The sequence below is a fragment of the Streptomyces sp. NPDC047108 genome (assembly GCF_040643575.1).
Taxonomy (GTDB): Bacteria; Actinomycetota; Actinomycetes; order Streptomycetales; family Streptomycetaceae; genus Streptomyces.
On sequence record NZ_JBEYUP010000014.1, the window covers coordinates 81,913 to 100,512 of the forward strand.

An 18,600-nucleotide genomic window follows, 5' to 3' on the forward strand; every position below is an offset into this window, starting at 1 on the left:
GCCAGGGGTCGGCCCGGCGGGCGGCGCAGGCGCGGCGGAATGCGGGACCGACCTCTCAGCGGCGCGGGCCCGACGCTTGCCGCGCCACGCCGTCCGGCGACGCAGGCGCGGTGCGCCGGCCCGGGCGCGGTGCACCGGGACGGTGGCCGTACGGCGTCCGCCCCGCCTGGTCAGAAGCTCCAGCGCAGCACCGCGCCGAGTCCGCCGGACGGTCCCCGCATGCCCTGGGGCACCAGCAGGACGTTCGCGTCGGCCCCCGCGGCGGACCGCATCAGCGCGTCGTCCGCCCGGGCCCGCTCGGGCCGGGCGACCCCCATCGCATGGGCCTCGGAGCGCTGGACGGCGATCTGGTCCGGGCCCGGTCCGATCCATACGTCGCGCGCCGCGTCGGAGGCCGCCTCGGCCATCAGCATCGTCTCCACCTGGTGGCTGCGGGCGGCGTCCACGAGCGCCGGTACGCCCTCGGCGGCCCCGCCGGGCCCGGTGTCGACCGCTCCGGAGGGTCCGGAGCGGTGGTCCCCGGGGCGGCCCCGTCCGACGCGGAAGCGTTCGAGTGCGCTCTCCAGGCGGCCGCGCGCCTGTTCCGTGCGCACCTCGGTGATCCGCCGTTCGAGCTGGTCGTCGTGGGCGGAGGACCGGTTGCCGCGCTCGGCCTCGACGGTCATCGCCCGCATCGGTTCGGGGAGTTGGGCGTACACGGCCCTGCGCTCCCGCGCGTCCCCGACCAGCACCAGCGCCTCGGCCCCGATCTCCGGCCGGCGGCGGGTCAGCTCGGCGGCGATCAGCTCGGCATTCTCCTGCCAGATGTTCTCGGTCTTGTTCCGGTAGTGCCACTCGTACCGGTCCTCGGGGACGCTGCGGTGCGACCGCCACTCGCGGCCCTCGGCGCGCCCCACGGGCACGCGGCGGAGGGAGTCACGGATCTCCAGATCGGCCCCGGTGCGGTCGATGTACGCGATCACGCAGGGCGGCAGGGCGTCGACCAGGCCGACGAGCGGCGAGGTGTGCGGAAGCGTCGACCAGGCCGCCTCGCCGACGAGCGGTGCCCTCACGAGCGGGATGTCGAGGACGACCTCGGCGCCGGCGGCGAAGAGCGCGCGCCCGGGCGGTGTGCCGGAGACCGGCTCCTCGGCGAGTGTCAACATCAGGGCCCTGGTGGTGTACGCGTCGGCGCCCTCGTCGATCAGGCGGTTGGCGACGGCGCGCTCACGCAGGCGTTGCTGTGCGGGCGCGTCCTCCGTACCGCGTGTGGTGTCGATGTACACCGAGGCCCAGGGGCCCGGACGGTCGAAGAGCGGCTTGAGAAAACCAAGTTCCATGATCTCCCCCTGGCTCGGGGACGGTGAGTATTTCCAGGTTAGGCCGAACTGCCCGATGTGCCGCGCTTACGGAGAAACCTCCGAAGCCGGTCCAGCGGCCAGGTGTTGATCACGTCCTCGGCCGTGAGCCAGCCGCGCTGCGCGGTGCCCACCCCGTATCGCAGGTAGGAGAGGTGGAGCGGGGCGTGGGCGTCGGTGTTCACGGCGAACTTCACACCGTGCCGCCTGGCGCGCAGGATGTGCTCGTCGGACAGGTCGAGGCGGTCGGGGTGGGAGTTGATCTCCAGGGCCGTCCCGGTGCGGGCGGCCGCGGCGAACACCGCGTCGTGGTCGATGTCCAGCCCGGGCCGTCTGCCGATCTTCCGCGTGGTCGGATGGCCGATGATGTTGACCTCCGGGTTCTCGCAGGCGGTGACCAGGCGCCGGGTCAGGGCGGTCCGGTCCTGGTTGAAGTGCGAGTGCACGGACGCCACGCAGAGGTCGAAACCCTCCAGGAACTCCGCGGGCCAGTCGACGTTCCCGTCCGGGTCGATGTTCAGCTCGGTGCCGTGCAGCAGCCGCATCTTCCGGTGTTTTCCGTCGAGTTCGCGCACCCGCTCGCGCTGGGCGATGATCTTCTCGTCGGTCATGCGCTGCATGTAGAGGTTGGGGGCGTGGTCGGTGATCGCGAGATAGCGCAGACCGCGCCGGGCCGCCTCCTCGATCATCTCCTCCAGCGTCGCGAGGCCGTCCGTGAGACTGGTGTGGGTGTGCAGGTCGCCGCGGATGTCGGCCTCGGTCAGCAGATCGGGCAGCTCGCCCCTCAGCCCGGCCGCGACCTCGCCGCGGTCCTCACGCAGCGTCGGCGGGATCCAGGGCAGACCGAGCCGGGCGTAGACCTCCTCCTCGGTCTCGGACACGATCTTCTTGCCGCTCTTGGCGTGGAACAGGCCGTACTCGGAGAGCTTGAGCTTGTGGTGGACGGCCATCTCGCGGGTGCGGATGTTGTGCGCCTTCGAGCCGGTGAAGTACTGCAGGCCGGCGCCCCAGGAGTCGGGCGGCACGACCCGCAGGTCGACCTGGAGCCCCTTGGCGGTGCGGACGGACGTCTTCTTCGCGCCGTGCGCGATCACCTCGGAGATCCCGTCGAGTGCGGTGAAGGCGTCCATGAACGGCTCCGAGCGGTCGGCCGCGACCAGGATGTCCACATCGCCGATGGACTCCCGCATCCGGCGGAGCGAGCCCGCGTAACGGCAGTTCTCGCACCCGCTGATCGCCGACATCCGGGCGACGATCTCCTCGGCGACCTCCATGGCCACGTTGATCGGCACCCGGTCGCCGGCGGCCTGCATGAGCCCGATGCCGTGGAGGATGTTCTCCTCGGTCCGCGGGCCGAAGCCCTTGAGGTCGCGCAGGCGCTCCTCGTGGATGGCGTCCAGCAGTTCGGGCACGGAGGAGATGTGCAGGTCCTCGTAGAGGGTCATGGCCTTCTTGGGGCCGAGCGTGGGGATGCTGATCAGCTCGCGCACGCCCGCGGGGATCTTGGAGCGCACCTCGTCGACGGAGGGCATCCGCCCGGTGCGCAGGTACTCGAGGACCTTCTCGGCGATGGACTTGCCGACGCTGGGGATCTCGCGCAGTCCGTCGGCGTCGAGCGTGGAGACATCGGCGTGATAGCCGCCGATGGCCCGCGCGGCCTTCTCGTAGGCGCGTGCCTTGAACGCGTCTCCGCCGGTGATCAGGACGAGGTCCGCGTACTCCTGCAGCAGGGCCTCGACGTCCTCGTTGGGCCGGACCACACGGTCATTTTAGTTCGGGCCCGCGCCGCGGGCCTCCGCGGCGACGGGCCCGGGAGGTCCCGCACCGTGCCTGGCCGGGCGGACCGAGTCACGCCCGGCCGACGACATCGTCCGGCCGACCGACATCGCCCGGCGGGCCGTGCCTCGCCCGGCCGTCCGGCCACACCTGACCGATCCCCTCACCCCGCAGACCGAGCCTCACATGGCGAGATGCGCGCGGAGGTGCGTGACCTCCTCGATCTCCACACCGGCCTTGGCGAGCAGCTGGCGCGCCAGGTCGTTGAGGGCCCGGGCGGCCGCGATCTCCTCGCCGACCCGTGGCTGGTCCGGGTCGTCCGGGTGCTTGTTGGCGCGCCCGTGCGCCCGGATCTCCGTACCGTCCTGGAGCCTGAGCAGGGCGGCGGCCTCGGTCTTGTTGTCGACCTCACGGAACTCCATGTCGACATGCCATCCGACCGTGGTTTCCATGGCTTTCACCTCCAGCGTCACTGTCCAGCATGCGCCTTGGCATGGGGCAGGAACCAGTCCCGGGCGAGCTCGCAGACGGTCTCCAGCGCGCCGGGCTCCTCGAAGAGATGCGTCGCCCCGGGGACGACCTCGAGCCGGCACTCGCACGTCAGCCGGGCACGGGCCTGGCGGTTGAGGTCGACGACGGTCTCGTCCCGGCCGCCGACGATCAGCAGGGTGGGCGCCCGTACGGCGTCGAGGCGCTGCTCGGCGAGATCCGGCCTGCCGCCCCGGGAGACGACCGCGAAGACGGGCTCGTGCGGAACGGCGGAGCCGGGAGCCGCGGCGCCCGTCGCGGCGTCGTCCGCGGCGGCCCAGAGGGCGGCGGCCGCGCCCGTGCTCGCCCCGAAGTAACCGATCGGGAGCCCGTACTCCCGACGCACCATGCGGGTCGCCTCGGTGAGGCGGCGGGCCAGGGTCTCGATGTCGAAGACGTTCGCCCGGTCCCGCTCCTCCTCCGGCGTGAGCAGGTCGAAGAGGAGGGTGCCGAGTCCCGCCTCGGTGAGGGCGGCGGCGACGGCGCGGTTGCGCGGGCTGTGGCGGCTGCTGCCGCTGCCGTGCGCGAAGACCACGATCCCGCCGGCGCCCGGCGGCAGGACGAGGTCGCCGGGCAGGGCGACGCGGTCCGACGGCACGGGGATCTCGACCTCCCCGGACGCCGGAGGCGGCGCGGCGCCGGACCGGTCCGCGCCCCGGGTCCCGAGATCCGCGGCCCGCCGGTCCAGGAGTTCGACCACCTCGTCGTCGGAGGTCTGGGAGAAGTCCTCGTACCACTCCCCCACGGCGAAGAAGGCCGCGGGCGTGGACAGGCACACCAGTTCGTCGACGGCGGCGCGCAGGTGGTCCGCCGCGTCGGGCGGCGCGACCGGTACGGCCAGGACGACCTGTTCCGCCCCCTGGGCGCGCGCCACGCGGCAGGCCACGGACGCGGTCGCCCCGGTCGCGATGCCGTCGTCGATCACGACGGCGGTGCGGCCGTCCAGCGGCAGACGGTCACGGCCGCGGCGGAACCGCTCGGCCTGGCGCCGGAGTTCCGTCTCCTCGGCGTGTTCGACGGCGGCGAGCGCGCTGTCGTCGGCCCGGCTCAGCGCGGCGATGTGCTCGTGCACGATCCGCACGCCGCCCTCGCCTATGGCGCCGAACCCCAGTTCACGGTGGGAGGGGACGCCGAGCTTGCGGACCAGGATGACGTCCAGCGGGGCGCCGAGAGCGCGGGCGACCTCGTACGCCACGGGGACTCCGCCGCGGGGCAGCCCGAGCACGACGGGGTTCTCGTCCCTGAGGCGATCCAGCTCGGCGGCCAGCATCCGGCCCGCTTCGGCACGGTCGGTGAACATGGTGCACCCCCAGCCCGGGGAGAGGAGGAAACCCGCAGGACTGGTCACGTCCCTGATAGTCCGACTCCATCCCAAAACGACCGAACATGCAAACGGCCGATCCCTGTCCCCCGACCGGCGCACGCTCTACGTCGCGAGCTCCGCGCGTACGCGGGCCGCGACCTCCGCCGCCTGCTCCTCGTCCGCGTACGTCGTGCGGGGCCAGAAGAAGCCGCGCAGCCCGTCCTTCCGGTTGCGCGGCACGACGTGCACATGGAGGTGCGGTACGGACTGGCTGACCCGGTTGTTGGCGGCGACGAACGACCCGGCGGCCTCCATCGACCGCTCCACGGCGCCCGCGACCCGCCGGACCCGGCCGAAGAACGGCCCCACGTCCGCCTCCGGCAGATCGGTGAGCGTCTCCACGTGCCGCCGCGGCACCACCAGGACATGGCCCGGGAAGAGCGGCCGGGTGTCGAGGAACGCGACCGCCGTGTCGTCGTCGAGGACCCGGTGGGCCGGGACCTCCCCGGCGACGATCGCGCAGAAGCGGCAGTCCGCCGCGCGTGTACCCACTCCGCACTCCCCTCCGTCCGCGTTCCCTCCAGTCAACTATCCGGCGGCAGGCTCCGCCCCGCCTCGCCCCGCGCCACCCCCGCCGGGAGCTGCCCGCGGACCCCCGTCCGGCTCCGCTCGCAGGACGGACCGCCCCGGAGCACCCTGGATGCATGGAGAACGCCGCAGACACGCCCGATCCGGACTACCCGGTCGTCGTGGCCCCGTTCGAGACCGACGCCCGGTACCGCCTCGTCCATCTGGAGGGCCTCGGCTGGGAGCCCCTGGAGCGCGAGGAGTTCGAGGTACGGGTGCGGGAGGTGTTCCCCGACATCGATCTGGAGGACCCGGAACAGGTCTACTGGACGGACCGGCCCGGCGAGTGGCCCGCGTGGCACCCGGGCGAGGCGTGAGCGCCGCGCCCTCGCCCGCCGACCGTGAGCGCGCCCGGGAACGGGCCCGCCAGGAGGCCGGGGAACTGTCGGCCGAAGGCGTCCGCCGTATCGCGCTGACCTGGGTGGACAACGCGGGCATCACCCGTTCGAAGGCACTGCCGACCGGACGTCTGGCGCGGGCCGCCCGCTGGGGCGTCGGCATGTCCCCGGTCTTCGACGTCTATCTCGTCGACGACTCCGCCACGACCAGCCCCCACATCGGCGGCCCGGACGGTGACCTGCGGCTCTTCCCCGACCTGGACCGGCTGACCTCGCTGTCCGGGCAGCCCGGCTGGGCCTGGGCGCCCGTCGACCGCTACGACCAGGAGGGCGTCCCGCATCCCGGGTGCCAGCGGCTGTTCGCCCGGCGCATGGCCCGCCGCGCGGCGGACCGCGGGCTCGAACTGCGCATGGGCTTCGAGACGGAATGGGTCGTCACGCGCGGCGACACGGCGGGCGCCGGGCTGCGCTACCCCACCGGCGGCCCGGCGTACGGCATGACCCGGCTCGTGGAGCTCTCGGAGTACGTGGGCGATCTCCTCGACGCCCTGGTCGCCCAGCGCGTGGAGGTGCTGCAGATCCACCCCGAGTACGCGCCCGGGCAGTTCGAGGTGTCCGTGTCGCCCGCGGACCCGGTCGGGGCGGCCGACCTCGCCGTCCTCGTACGGGAGACGGTCCGCGCGGTGTCGGTTCGCCACGGGCTCGCGACCTCGTTCGCCCCCACCGTCGAGCCGGGCACGGTCGGCAACGGCGGCCATCTGCATCTGAGTGTGTGGCGCGACGGGATCAATCTGTGCCGGGACGGCGACGGGCCCTGCGGGATGAGTTCGGTCGCCGAGGGCTTCCTGGCCGGTGTGCTCCGCGCCCTGCCGGCCCTGCTGGCGATCGGGGCGCCGTCCCCCGCCAGCTATCTGCGGCTCGAACCCTCGCGCTGGGCCGGGGTGTTCCAGTGCTGGGGGCCGGAGAACCGCGAGGCCGCCATCCGCTTCGTCCCCGGGGCGCCGGACGATCCGGCGGGTGCGAACGCGGAGGTCAAGTGCTTCGACTCGGCCGGCAATCCGTATCTGGTCACCGGCGCCGTCATCGCCGCGGGCCTGGACGGGGTGGACGCGGGGCTCGCACTGCCGCCGCCGGTGACGGGCGACCCGGTGCACGCGGAGCGGGTGCCGCGGCTGCCGATGTCGCTGCCGGAGGCCCTGCGGCACTTCGAGGAGTCGGACGTGCTGCGGGAGGCGCTGGGCGAGGCTCTGTTCGGGGCGGTCGCCGCGGTGCGGCGGGCGGAGGTGGCGCTGTTCGCGGGGGCGGGCCCCGAGCACATCGCGGCCGCCACCCGCTGGCGGTACTGAAACCGGCGGTACGGAAAGGGGAAAGGACCGTGGGACCGCATTCCGTGGAGCCGGTACGGGAGGACGCCGCGCCGGGATCCGTCCCGCGCATTCCGCCCCTGGTCGACCACCACGGCCACGGCATCGTCCGGTCGGATCTCGACGAGACCGGGTTCGCCTCGTACCTCACCGAGTCCGACGCCCAGGCCGCGCCCGGCACCTCGTACTTCGACACACAGCTCGGCTTCGCCGTCCGGCGCTGGTGCCCGCCGCTGCTGGACCTCGAACCGCACTGCCCGCCGTCGGTCTACGTCGCCCGGCGGCGTGAGCTGGGCGCGGACGAGGTGGCGCGGCGGCTGCTGCGGGCGACCGGGATCGCCTCCTATCTGGTGGACACCGGGCCGCCCGGCGACCTCACGTATGCGCACGAACTGGCCGATCTGGCGGGGGCGTCGGCGCGCCGGATCGTCCGCCTGGAGCTGCTGGCCGAGGAGACCGCCGACGGCGCGCGCACCGCGGAGCCCTTCCTCGACGACCTGGCGGAGGCGGTACGGACGGCGGCGCGTACGGCGGTCGGCTTCAAGTCCGTGGTCGCCTACCGGTACGGGCTCGGCGTCGCGCCCGGCCCGCCCGACCCGGCCGAGGTGCGCGACGCCGCCCGGCACTGGCTCGACGGACGGGAGACGGGCGGCCGGATGACCGATCCCGTGCTGCTGCGCCATCTGCTGTGGTCCGCGGCGAGGACCGGGCTCCCGCTGCAGATCCACACCGGGTTCGGCGATCCGGACCTGGATCTCCATCGCTGCGATCCGCTGCTGCTCACCGACTTCGTCCGCGCGGTCCGCCCGACCGGCTGCCCGCTCGTCCTGCTGCACGGCTACCCCTACCACCGGAGCGCGGCCTACCTCGCGAGCGTGTACCCGCACGTGTACGCCGACGTGGGTCTGGCGCTGAACCACACCGGGGCGCGGGCCGGCGCCGTGCTCGCCGAGGTGCTGGAGCTGGTCCCCTTCGGCAAGCTGCTGTTCTCCACCGACGCGTACGGTCTGCCCGAGTTGTACGTGGTCGGGGCGCGGCTGTTCCGCGAGGCCCTGACCGGTCTGCTGGCCCGCTGGACCGCCTCGGGTGCCTGGTCGGACGAGGACGCGCAGCGGGTCGCGGCCATGATCGGCGCGGAGAACGCCCGGCGCCTCTACGGTCTCGAAGTGTGACGGACTGCATTACCCCACATATGCGTTGAGCAAACCTGGCACGCGCCGCGTGTGTGAGGGTGAAGAATCAGCGTTCGGGGGTCCCCTCGACGCATGAGCAGGAGACCGGAAGAACCGGAAGAAGGTGTTGCGGGATGCGTCCCGATTGCTCGTACGGCACCAGCGGTGGTGAGTTGGCGGTTCCGATGGCGTGGATGTACGCGGAGTACATCGCCGACGAGCTGCTGCGGACCGGCGACCTCATGCCCCCGACGACGTTCGAGTTCCGGGCCGGCCGTGACGCCCTCGCCCTGACGATCTTCCTCTCCGACACCGAGGGGGAGCTGTCCGGGATCCGCGTCATCTCGCAGATGGAGCACTGGCGTTCGCTGACCGCCCACGACCAGCCGTGGGAGGAGTGGGTCCGCGAGCGCCTGGCGCATCTCGAGCAGGAGGACCTCGCTCTGGGCGAGGAGGGCCGGAGCCCCGACCTCCGGCTGGCCCGCGCGGCCTGGCAGTGGCTCGACGAGACCGAGCTGCTCGCCGCCGACCTCGACGCGCCCGGCCCGTGGAACGACGCCGGTCTCGACTCGTGCGAGGAGGACGCGCCGAAGGTGTGGACCCCGGCCTGGCAGCTCGGCCTGCCGCTCGGGCACCTGGCGATCCACCTCTTCTGAGGTTTCTGACACATCTGTCAACTCGCTCGCCGCTCCGTTGAGCCGATCGCTCCTCCGTTGCGTACCTGATGGCGGACAAGGAGCGATGAATGAGAACGCAGCAGCATCTCGCCACAGGCGCCTATGCGCTGGGCATCATGGACCCGGCCGACGCCTGGCATTTCGAGGCGCACCTGGACGAGTGCGCGACCTGTGTCGCGCAGCTCCGCGAGTTCGCCGGCATCGAGAAGCTGCTGGCGGGTCTCGCGACGGCCTGGCCGCCCGGGGAGACCTGGCCGCCGCAGCCCAGTGACGGGCTGTGGGACCGGGTGGCCGGACAGGTCGCCACGGCCCGGCGGGCGAGCCGGAAACGGCGGTTGTACCTGGTCGCCGCGGCGGCCGCCCTGGTCTTCGGCGGCTCCGTGGTGACCGGGCTGGCCGCGTCCGGGCCCGCGCCGCCTCCACCCGCCGACCCCGACGAGCAGGTGCTGGCCGTGAACGAGAAGATCCGGCACACCGACGCGTCCAGCGGGGTGTCCGCGATGATCTCCATGACCGAGCGGGCCTGGGGGACGGACGTCGGGATCGAGATCCGGAACGTCCGCGGCCCCTTGCGCTGCAGCCTCGTCGCCGTCGGCAAGCACGGCGAGGAGGAGACCGTCTCGACGTGGTCCGTGCCCGAGCGGGGCTACGGCGTCCCTGGCACGGTCACCGAGAAGAAGGCCCTCCGCTCCGAGGGCGGCGCGGCCATGGACCGCCGGGACATCGACCGCTTCGAGGTGCGGACGCTCGACGGGAAGCGCCTGGTCGCGGTCGACGCGTAGGACCGCCGTCCCGTACGCGGCCAGGCCCCTCTTCCGGTCCAGCTCGGGCCCGCGACAGCGGCCCCGGCCGACGGCGGACCCCCGAGGGCCCGGCCCCCCGGAACCCGGCGCAGCAGCGTCCCCTCGGTGCAGCCGTACCTCAGCCGTTGCCGAAAGCGGACAGCAGGCGCTCGGCGGCGAGCGTGGCGGTCAGCGTCCCCTCCCGTACCTGCTGTTCGAGCTCAGGAGCAAGGCGGCGTACCTCCGGGTCGTCCCGCAGCCGGGCCAGGAGCTGTTCGCGGACCATCGACCACGTCCAGTCGACCTGCTGCTCCCGGCGCTTCTCCGCCAGCCGCCCGGTCGCCTCCAGCACCTTGCGGTGCTGCTCCAGTCGGTCCCAGAGGGTGTCGAGCCCGGTGCCCTCGCGGGCGCTGCAGGTGAGCACCGGCGGGTTCCATTCGGCGTCCGGGGGCTGCAACAGCCGCAGCGCGCCCGCCAGTTCACGGGCCGCCGACTTGGCGTCCCGCTCGTGGGGCCCGTCGGCCTTGTTGATGGCCACGACGTCCGCCAGCTCCAGTACGCCCTTCTTGATGCCCTGGAGCTGATCGCCGGTGCGGGCCAGGGAGAGCAGCAGGAAGGTGTCGACCATGTTCGCCACGGCCGTCTCGGACTGGCCGACGCCGACGGTCTCGACCAGCACCACGTCGTAGCCCGCCGCCTCCATGACGACCATCGACTCGCGGGTGGCGCGCGCGACGCCACCCAGCGTGCCCGCGCTCGGCGAGGGCCGGACGAAGGCCGAGGGGTCGGTGGCCAGCCGCTCCATCCGTGTCTTGTCGCCGAGGATCGAGCCGCCGGTACGGGTGGAGGACGGGTCGACGGCGAGGACCGCGACCCGGTGGCCCTGCCCGGTCAGCAGCGAGCCGAGGGCGTCGATGAAGGTCGACTTGCCGACACCGGGGACGCCGCTGATCCCGACCCGGCGCGCGGCACCGGTGTGCGGGAGCAGCTCGATCAGCAGCCGCTGCGCGGCCTCCCGGTGATCGGCGCGGGTGGACTCCACGAGGGTGATGGCCCGGGCGACATGCGCCCGGGACCCCTCCAGCACGCCCTTGGCGTACGCGTCGACGTCGATGCTGCGGGTCCTGCGAGCTGTCATGGGCTCACAGCTCGTGGCCGAGGACCCCGGCAAGGGCCTTCAGCAGGTCGTAGGCGGCGTCGGGAATGACCGTTCCGGGCGGGAAGACCGCTGCGGCGCCCATCTCCTTCAGCGTCTCGACGTCCTGGGGCGGAATGACACCACCGACGACGATGGTGATGTCCTCGCGGTCCTGGGCGGCGAGTTCCTCGCGCAGCGCGGGCACCAGCGTCAGATGTCCCGCGGCCAGCGAGGAGACACCGACGATGTGCACGTCGGCCTCCACCGCCTGGCGCGCGACCTCGGCCGGCGTCTGGAACAGCGGGCCGACGTCGACGTCGAAGCCGAGGTCGGCGAAGGCCGTGGCGATCACCTTCTGGCCGCGGTCGTGCCCGTCCTGGCCCATCTTGGCGACCAGGATGCGCGGACGGCGGCCCTCCTCGCGCTCGAACGCCTCGACCAGCCCGCGGGTGCGCTCCACGCCGGACGACGGTCCGGCTTCCTCCCTGTACACACCGGAGATGGTACGGATCTGGCCGGAGTGCCGTCCGTACACCTTCTCCAGGGCGTCCGAGATCTCGCCCACGGTCGCCATCGCGCGGGCCGCGTCCACGGCCAGCGCGAGCAGATTGCCCTCGAGCCCGGCGCCGGGGCCGGACTCGGCGGCCCTGGTCAGCGCGTGCAGCGAGGCCTGGCACGCGTCCTCGTCGCGCTCGGCGCGCAGCCGCTTCAGCTTCTCGATCTGCTGGGCGCGCACCGAGGTGTTGTCGACCTTGAGGACCTCGATCTCCTCGTCGCCGCCGACCCGGTACTTGTTGACGCCGATGACGGGCTGCCGTCCGGAGTCGATACGGGCCTGGGTGCGGGCGGCCGCCTCCTCGACGCGCATCTTGGGGATGCCCGCGTCGATGGCCTTCGCCATGCCGCCGGCCGCCTCGACCTCCTCGATGTGCTGCCAGGCCCGCCGCGCCAGGTCGTGCGTCAACCGCTCGACGTAGGCACTGCCGCCCCACGGGTCGATGACCCGGCAGGTGCCCGACTCCTGCTGGAGCAGGAGCTGGGTGTTACGGGCGATCCGGGCGGAGAAGTCGGTGGGCAGGGCCAGCGCCTCGTCGAGGGCGTTGGTGTGCAGCGACTGGGTGTGGCCCTGGGTCGCGGCCATGGCCTCCACGCAGGTGCGCGCCACGTTGTTGAAGACGTCCTGCGCGGTGAGCGACCAGCCGGAGGTCTGCGAATGGGTGCGAAGCGACAGCGACTTGGCGTTCTGCGGTTCGAAGCGCTTGACGAGCTTGGCCCAGAGCAGCCGCGCCGCGCGCAGCTTGGCGACCTCCATGAAGAAGTTCATGCCGATCGCCCAGAAGAAGGAGAGCCGGGGCGCGAACGCGTCCACGTCCAGGCCCGCCTCACGTCCGGCCCGCAGGTACTCGACGCCGTCGGCGAGCGTGTACGCCAGCTCCAGGTCGGCCGTGGCCCCGGCCTCCTGGATGTGGTAGCCGGAGATGGAGATGGAGTTGTACCGCGGCATCTTCTGCGAGGTGAAGGCGAAGATGTCGGAGATGATCCGCATCGAGGGCTGCGGCGGGTAGATGTAGGTGTTGCGGACCATGAACTCCTTGAGGATGTCGTTCTGAATGGTCCCGGCCAGCTTCTCGGGCGGTACGCCCTGCTCCTCGGCGGCGACGATGTAGAGCGCCAGCACGGGCAGCACCGCGCCGTTCATCGTCATCGACACGCTCATCCGGTCCAGCGGGATGCCGTCGAAGAGCTGCCGCATGTCGTAGATGGAGTCGATCGCCACGCCCGCCATGCCGACATCGCCGGTCACCCGCGGGTGGTCGCTGTCGTAGCCGCGGTGGGTGGGCAGGTCGAAGGCGACGGACAGGCCCTTCTGGCCGGCCGCGAGGTTGCGGCGGTAGAAGGCGTTGGATTCCTCGGCCGTGGAGAAGCCGGCGTACTGGCGCACGGTCCAGGGCTGGTTGACGTACATCGTGGGGTAGGGCCCGCGGAGGTACGGGGCGATGCCCGGGTACGTGCCCAGGAAGTCCAGGCCGTCCAGGTCCTCGGAGGTGTAGAGCGGCTTGACGCCGATGCCCTCCGGGGTCTCCCACACCAGGTCGTCGTCCGCCTTGCCGGTGGACTCCTTCAGCGCGGCGCGCCACTGGTCGCCGGTGACGGCCGGGGCGTCCCCGGCCGGGTCCAGGTCGACGCCGGTGAAGTCGGGGATCGTCGCGGGCTCGCCCGCCTTGCCGTGCATCACGCCACTCCCATGTCGTCGAGGGCCGCGGTCAGAGCCGCGACCGCGTCGGCGCCCGCGTACAGGAACGCGCCGATCCCGGCCGCCTCGTAGGCTTCCCGCTTCTCCCCCGGCCTTCCTGCCAGGTGGAGGCGGGTGGCGCCGGCGGCCCTGAGTTCAGCGGCGGCCTTCTCGGCCTGCTCCGCGTACACCGCGTCGCTGGAGCAGAGGCAGACGGCCGTGGCACCACTGGCCGCGAAGGACTCGGCGAGCGGGCGGCCGTCCTCGGCGGGGACGGCCTCGATGCCGCCCGCCTGGAAGAAGTTGGCGGCGAAGGTGGCTCGCGCGGTGTACGCGGCGGGGGAACCCAGGTTCGCCAGGAACACCCGGGGCCGCGCGCCGGTGGCGGTCAGATGCGCGTCGGAGCGGGACCGCAGCGCCTCGTACGCCTCGTCACGGCGCACCACCGGCAGACCGCCGGTCGAGCGCGCGGGCGCGGGCTCGCGCTCCACCGGCTGCTCCGCCAGGAACGGGAACTCGCTGACGCCGGTGACCGGTTCGCGGCGGTGGGCCAGCTCCTCCGAGCGGCGTTGCCAGGTCCCGCCGATGCGCTCGGCGATGACGCCGGAGCGCAGGGCGGCCGCCTGGCCGCCGGCGCGCTCGATGCGCTGGAACCACGCCCAGGCGGCGCGGGCCAGCTCGTCGGTGAGCCGCTCCACGTACCAGGAACCGCCCGCCGGGTCGATGACCTGCGCGAGGTGCGACTCCTCCAGCAGGATCGAGGACGTGTTGCGGGCGATCCGGCGGGCGAAGACGTCCGGCAGGCCGAGCGCGCTGTCGAAGGGCAGCACGGTGACGGCGTCGGCGCCGCCGACCCCCGCTCCGAGCGTGGCCACGGTGGTGCGGAGCATGTTCACCCACGGGTCCCGACGGGTCATCATCACCGGGGACGTCACGGCGTGCTGGCGCTGCGCGGCCGCGGCCGGGCTCACCCCGCACACCTCCGCCACACGCGCCCAGAGGCGGCGTGCGGCGCGGAGCTTGGCGATCGTGAGGAACTGGTCCGCGGTCGCCGCGTAGCGGAACTCCAGCTGCCCGCAGGCCGCGTCGGCCGACAACCCGGCCTCCGTCATGGCGCGGAGGTAGGCGACGCCGGTCGCCAGCGCGCAGCCCAGCTCCTCCGCGGGCGAGGCGCCGGCCTCGTGGTACGGCAGCGCGTCGGCCACCAGGGCCCGCACGCCGGGGTAGTTGTGGTCGCAGCGGCCGGCGAGCGCGGCGGCGGCCGCGGACCGGCGCGCGAGGTCCTCGTCCTCGCCCGTGCGGGCGAACAGACCGAGGGGGTCGGCGCCGAGGTGGCCGAGCGCGGCCTGCGGGGCGACACCGCGGTCGTCGTAGAGACGGAACAGCTCGCGCGCGGCCGGCTCGAAGTCCGCACCGGGCTCGAGGACGACCGGCGCGAGGTCGAGGTACACGCCGTCGAGGACCTCGGGGAGTTCGGCGACCGGCACGCCGGACTCACCGACCGTCAGCCAGACGGAGGTGGCGCCGTTCTCGAGGTCCGCGAGCAGCGCCTCGTTGGACCGCTTGGCGTCCGGATGCGTATGGCGCTGGCGCACGTCCCACCCGGAGACCGCGGTGCCCGCCGCTCCGCCGCCCCGCAGGAACGGGGGGAAGCCCGGGTAGCCGGGGTCGGCGGCGCCGTCCTCCGCGGTGTACAGCGGGCGGGTGGTGAGCCCGTCCTCGAGCTCGGTGGAGAGGGCGTCCTCTGCCGCGGTGCCCGACACGTCCGCACCCGATTTGCGCAGCACGCCTTCCACGAGGCTCTGCCACTGCTTGCGGGGCGCGTCCGGGAACTCGGCGGCCAGGGACAGCCCGTCGTCAGGCAGGACCGTCATAGGGGAAGGCTAGGGGAGTTCGCCCCCGCGGCAGCAGGTCACACGGCTGTGACCTTGCCCTCGTTCGATGGACGTACCACCCGTACGGCAGACTCGGGGGGTGCGAAAGATCCTCGTCATCGGTATCGGAGCGGGCGACCCCGACCATCTGACCCTGCAGGCCGTGAAAGCCGTCAAAACGGCCGATGTCTTCTTCATCCTCGACAAGGGGCAGGAGAAGGCGGATCTGGTGGAGTTGCGCCACGAGATCCTGACCCGGCACGCCGGGGACCGGCCGTACCGCGTGGTCGCAGCCCGGGATCCCGAGCGCGACCGCAGGGCCCCGACTCCCGGTTACGCGCCCGCCGTCGACGACTGGCGGCGGCGCCGGGCGGACGTCTGCGAGGGGCTGATCCGTGACGAGTTGGGGGACGGGGAGTGCGGGGCGTTCCTGGTGTGGGGCGATCCGGCGCTCTACGACAGCACGCTCACGATCCTCGACGACATCCTCGCGCGCGGTGCCGTGTCGTTCGGCTACGACGTCGTCCCCGGCGTCAGCAGCGTCTCGGCCCTGGCGGCCCGTCACCGCACGGGCCTGAACCAGGTGGGCCGCCCGGTGCGCATCACGACCGGCCGCCGACTCGCGGAGGAGGGTTTCCCCGAGGGCGCCGAGGACGTGGTGGTGATGCTCGACGCGCACGAGGGCTACCTCGGGCTGCGGGACGAGGATCTGGACATCCACTGGGGCGCGTACGTGGGGACGCCGGACGAGATCCTGATCGCGGGCCGGCTGGCGGAGGTCGCGGACCGGATCGCGGCGGCGCGGGCGGAGGCACGGGCACGCAAGGGCTGGATCATGGACACCTACCTGCTGCGCCGCCGCCGGTAGGTGCGGCGGCGGGGCCGCCCGCCGCGGGGCCCGGCCTTTCTTGACTCGGGCTGCGTCGCGGAATTTCATGCACACATGAGGACCAGAGGCGACGAGCCGTCGCTGACCATCGGCGAGCTCGCCGAGCGGTTCGGGCTCCGCCCTCACGAGCTGCGGCACTGGGAGGCGACCGGCCTGCTGGAGCAGGCGCACCGGGTCGGCCGCCGCCGCCGGTACAGCGACGAGCACGTCGCCAAAGTGGCGACGATTGTCCGCTGGAAGGCCGCGGGCTTCAACCTGGAGCAGCTGCGTGCGGTCCTCGACGCACGCAGCGCGGACGACCGCCATGAGCTGCTGCGCCGCCATCACCGCGAGCTGGAGGACCGGATCCGGCAGGTCGAGGCGTCCAAGGCGCTCATCGAGCATGCCCTGGAGTGCTCGGCCGAGGACTTCACGGAGTGCCCCGAGTTCCGCCGTCTGGTCGAGCGAATGTGACGATTACGGGTATACGTCACGGAACAGGTGATTGACGACGCACGAGTGATGGCGAGGTCGCGATGACCGGTATCCAGAACAAGGCGTACGAAGCCACCCCCGCAGGTCAGGGCGGAGACTCCACCGCCCAGAGCCCTGGCAAGACGTCCTTCGACGACATCTACGACCTCCCCGACCCGCGCGGATACTTCCGCACGCTGCGACCTCTCGAATACCAGATCCCGCACCACGCCCAGCAGGTCTTCCGGCGCCTGCTCGCCGCCCACACCCCCGTCACAGGACGTGACGGACCGGTCACCGTGCTCGACCTCTGCTGCTCGTACGGCGTCAACGCCGCGCTCCTCAACCACGACGTCACGCTGGGCGATCTGTACGAGCGCTACACCAACGACCGCAGATCGCGGCTGAGCACCGCTCGGCTCGCCGAGGAGGACCGGGCGTTCTTCGGCTCCCGCCACCTGCCGCACGGCGCCCGCGTGACCGGCCTGGACGCGGCACGGAACGCCGTGGCGTACGGGCGCGCGTCCGGACTGCTGACCGAGGGCTTCGGGGAGGACCTGGAGCACGCCGAGCCGAGCCGGGAGCTGACCCGGGCGCTGGAGCCGGTCCGGCTGATCACGGTCACGGGCGGCATCGGCTACGTCACCAGCCGCACCTTCGAACGGCTCCTCCCCCACATCGCCGGGCCGGTGTGGGTGGCGGCGTTCGTGCTCCGCACGGTCTCGTACGGGCCCATCGTCGACACCCTGGCGGGCGCCGGGCTCGTCACCCAGAAGGCCACCTCGCGGACCTTCCCGCAGCGGCGCTTCAGCGACCCGGACGAACAGCGCCACGCCGTCGAGGCCGTCGAGGCCGCGGGCCTCTCACCGGCGGGCAAGGAAAGCGCGGGCTATTACCACGCCGATCTGTACCTCTCGCGGCCCACGGCGCACGCCGCCGCGTTCCCGGTCTCCGACCTGCTGGAGGAGGGCTGACGGCATGCCGCAAGGGACGCGGCGGACCCGGGCCTGGGTGGTCGCGGAGCCGGGCCCGGTCGCCTCCGGCCCGCTGCGCCGCCGCGAGCGCACCGTCCCCGCCCCAGGCCCGTACGAGCTGCTGCTCGAGGTCGCCGTCTGCGGCGTCTGCCGTACGGATCTGCATCTGGCGGAGGGCGATCTGCCGCCCCGCAGGCCGGACTGCGTCCCCGGCCACCAGGTGGTCGGACGCGTCGCCGCCGCCGGTCCCGAGGTCCGCGAGGTCTCCGTGGGCGACCGCGTGGGTGCCGCCTGGCTGGCGGGCACCTGCGGCACGTGCCGCTTCTGCCGGTCGGGGCGGGAGAACCTGTGCCCCGACTCGCGCTACACCGGCTGGGACGTCGACGGCGGCTACGCGGGGCTGACGCTCGTCGACGCGCGCTACGCCTACCGGCTGCCCGAGGACTGGAGCGACGAGGAGGTCGCCCCGCTGCTGTGCGCCGGGATCATCGGCTACCGCGCCCTGCGGCGCGCGGAGTTGCCGCGGGGCGGGCGGCTCGGTGTCTACGGCTTCGGGGCCTCCGCTCATCTCACCGCCCAGCTCGCCCTCGCCCGCGGCGCGACCGTGCACGTCGTCACCCGCTCCCCCGCGGCGCAGCGACTGGCGCGCGAGCTGGGGGCGGCGTCCGCCGGGCCGGCACCGCCGCCCGAGCCGCTGGACTCAGCGATCCTCTTCGCTCCGGCCGGGGATCTCGTCCCGGTCGCGCTGGAGGCTCTGGACCGCGGCGGCACCCTGTCCGTCGCCGGGGTCCATCTGAGCGCCATCCCTCAACTGGACTACGAGCGGCACCTGTTCCAGGAGCGGACCGTGCGCAGCGTCACCGCGAACACCCGCGAGGACGGGCGAGCCCTGCTGGCGGAGGCGGAGCGGCTGCGCCCCGCGGTACGGCTCACGCGCTACCCGATGGACCGTGCGGACGAGGCGCTGGCCGACCTCGCCAGCGGCCGCGTCACGGGGGTGGCGGTCCTGGTCACCTGACCTCGGACCGTCAACTTGCCTGTACTGAGGGCCGGATGACGGTGTGCCAGGTGCGTCGGAGTGGCGATGCGCCGACCGAATCGGGTGACGACGGTCACGCCAACTGCCGGTTAAGTT

17 protein-coding genes are annotated in these 18,600 nt (G+C 72.9%); 9 read left to right on the forward strand and 8 right to left on the reverse strand.

The genetic code is table 11. The annotated features are described in order from the left end of the window. Nucleotides 1–170: 170 nt before the first annotated feature. From ABZ822_RS24105 to ABZ822_RS24125, 5 genes are all read right to left on the reverse strand, one after another. The gene (locus tag ABZ822_RS24105) at nucleotides 171–1,319 is read right to left on the reverse strand and encodes a hypothetical protein (protein ID WP_360857856.1); all 1,149 of its coding nucleotides are present in this window, start codon (nucleotides 1,317–1,319) and stop codon (nucleotides 171–173) included. Between the two features lie 38 nt (nucleotides 1,320–1,357). Then, entirely contained in the window at nucleotides 1,358–3,097 is a 1,740-nt protein-coding gene (polX, locus tag ABZ822_RS24110; RefSeq protein ID WP_360857859.1) for a DNA polymerase/3'-5' exonuclease PolX, read from the reverse strand. A gap of 198 nt (nucleotides 3,098–3,295) precedes the next feature. Then, nucleotides 3,296–3,565: a DUF1876 domain-containing protein gene (locus ABZ822_RS24115; RefSeq protein WP_360857862.1), complete on the reverse strand. Its 270-nt coding sequence runs from the start codon at nucleotides 3,563–3,565 to the stop codon at nucleotides 3,296–3,298. Between the two features lie 17 nt (nucleotides 3,566–3,582). Continuing rightward, complete coding sequence (locus tag ABZ822_RS24120) at nucleotides 3,583–4,941, reverse strand: phosphoribosyltransferase (RefSeq protein ID WP_360858054.1); 1,359 nt, start codon at nucleotides 4,939–4,941, stop codon at nucleotides 3,583–3,585. 126 nt (nucleotides 4,942–5,067) lie between these two features. Next, nucleotides 5,068–5,496, reverse strand: coding sequence for an HIT domain-containing protein (locus tag ABZ822_RS24125; RefSeq protein WP_360857865.1), 429 nt, complete (start codon nucleotides 5,494–5,496; stop codon nucleotides 5,068–5,070). A 152-nt stretch (nucleotides 5,497–5,648) separates the two neighbouring features. Here ABZ822_RS24125 and ABZ822_RS24130 point away from each other — a divergent pair, with 152 nt between their 5' ends. The 5 genes from ABZ822_RS24130 (at nucleotide 5,649) to ABZ822_RS24150 (ending at nucleotide 9,904) form a co-directional block, all read left to right on the forward strand. Next, nucleotides 5,649–5,888 (forward strand): hypothetical protein, encoded by a 240-nt coding sequence (locus tag ABZ822_RS24130; protein ID WP_360857867.1) that lies wholly within the window; start codon nucleotides 5,649–5,651, stop codon nucleotides 5,886–5,888. Further along, nucleotides 5,885–7,255, forward strand: coding sequence for a glutamine synthetase family protein (locus ABZ822_RS24135; RefSeq protein WP_360857870.1), 1,371 nt, complete (start codon nucleotides 5,885–5,887; stop codon nucleotides 7,253–7,255). Before ABZ822_RS24130 ends, ABZ822_RS24135 begins: the two co-directional genes overlap by 4 nt. A 122-nt stretch (nucleotides 7,256–7,377) precedes the next feature. Further along, nucleotides 7,378–8,445, forward strand: a complete 1,068-nt coding sequence (locus ABZ822_RS24140; RefSeq protein WP_360858057.1) for an amidohydrolase family protein — start codon at nucleotides 7,378–7,380, stop codon at nucleotides 8,443–8,445. 134 nt (nucleotides 8,446–8,579) lie between these two features. After that, on the forward strand, nucleotides 8,580–9,101 hold the full coding sequence (locus ABZ822_RS24145) for a hypothetical protein (protein ID WP_360857873.1): 522 nt from the start codon (nucleotides 8,580–8,582) through the stop codon (nucleotides 9,099–9,101). Nucleotides 9,102–9,190: 89 nt separating this feature from the next. Continuing rightward, the gene (locus ABZ822_RS24150; RefSeq protein ID WP_360857876.1) at nucleotides 9,191–9,904 is read left to right on the forward strand and encodes a zf-HC2 domain-containing protein; all 714 of its coding nucleotides are present in this window, start codon (nucleotides 9,191–9,193) and stop codon (nucleotides 9,902–9,904) included. A gap of 139 nt (nucleotides 9,905–10,043) precedes the next feature. Here ABZ822_RS24150 and meaB read toward each other — a convergent pair whose 3' ends face one another. Genes meaB through ABZ822_RS24165 form a run of 3 tightly spaced genes read right to left on the reverse strand, consistent with a single transcriptional unit; the run spans nucleotide 10,044 to nucleotide 15,149 of the window. Next, nucleotides 10,044–11,042 (reverse strand): methylmalonyl Co-A mutase-associated GTPase MeaB, encoded by a 999-nt coding sequence (gene meaB / locus ABZ822_RS24155; protein WP_360857880.1) that lies wholly within the window; start codon nucleotides 11,040–11,042, stop codon nucleotides 10,044–10,046. A gap of 4 nt (nucleotides 11,043–11,046) precedes the next feature. After that, nucleotides 11,047–13,275: a methylmalonyl-CoA mutase gene (gene scpA, locus ABZ822_RS24160; RefSeq protein ID WP_360857883.1), complete on the reverse strand. Its 2,229-nt coding sequence runs from the start codon at nucleotides 13,273–13,275 to the stop codon at nucleotides 11,047–11,049. Next, nucleotides 13,275–15,149 carry a methylmalonyl-CoA mutase subunit beta gene (locus ABZ822_RS24165; protein ID WP_360857886.1) on the reverse strand — a complete coding sequence of 625 codons (1,875 nt, stop codon included), beginning with the start codon at nucleotides 15,147–15,149 and terminating at the stop codon, nucleotides 13,275–13,277. Before ABZ822_RS24165 ends, scpA begins: the two co-directional genes overlap by 1 nt. Nucleotides 15,150–15,249: 100 nt before the next feature. Between ABZ822_RS24165 and cobF the strand changes: the two genes are divergently transcribed. The 4 genes from cobF to ABZ822_RS24185 all read left to right on the forward strand — a co-directional run bounded on the left by cobF (nucleotide 15,250) and on the right by ABZ822_RS24185 (nucleotide 18,483). Beyond that, nucleotides 15,250–16,017, forward strand: a complete 768-nt coding sequence (gene cobF, locus ABZ822_RS24170; RefSeq protein ID WP_360857890.1) for a precorrin-6A synthase (deacetylating) — start codon at nucleotides 15,250–15,252, stop codon at nucleotides 16,015–16,017. A 75-nt stretch (nucleotides 16,018–16,092) separates the two neighbouring features. Continuing rightward, nucleotides 16,093–16,491 (forward strand): MerR family transcriptional regulator, encoded by a 399-nt coding sequence (locus tag ABZ822_RS24175; protein WP_360857893.1) that lies wholly within the window; start codon nucleotides 16,093–16,095, stop codon nucleotides 16,489–16,491. A 62-nt stretch (nucleotides 16,492–16,553) separates the two neighbouring features. Continuing rightward, nucleotides 16,554–17,465 carry a hypothetical protein gene (locus ABZ822_RS24180; protein ID WP_360857896.1) on the forward strand — a complete coding sequence of 304 codons (912 nt, stop codon included), beginning with the start codon at nucleotides 16,554–16,556 and terminating at the stop codon, nucleotides 17,463–17,465. Nucleotides 17,466–17,469: 4 nt separating this feature from the next. Then, a complete protein-coding gene (locus tag ABZ822_RS24185) occupies nucleotides 17,470–18,483 on the forward strand; it encodes a zinc-dependent alcohol dehydrogenase family protein (RefSeq protein WP_360857900.1) in 1,014 nt (337 codons plus the stop codon). The last annotated feature ends 117 nt before the right edge of the window (nucleotides 18,484–18,600 follow it).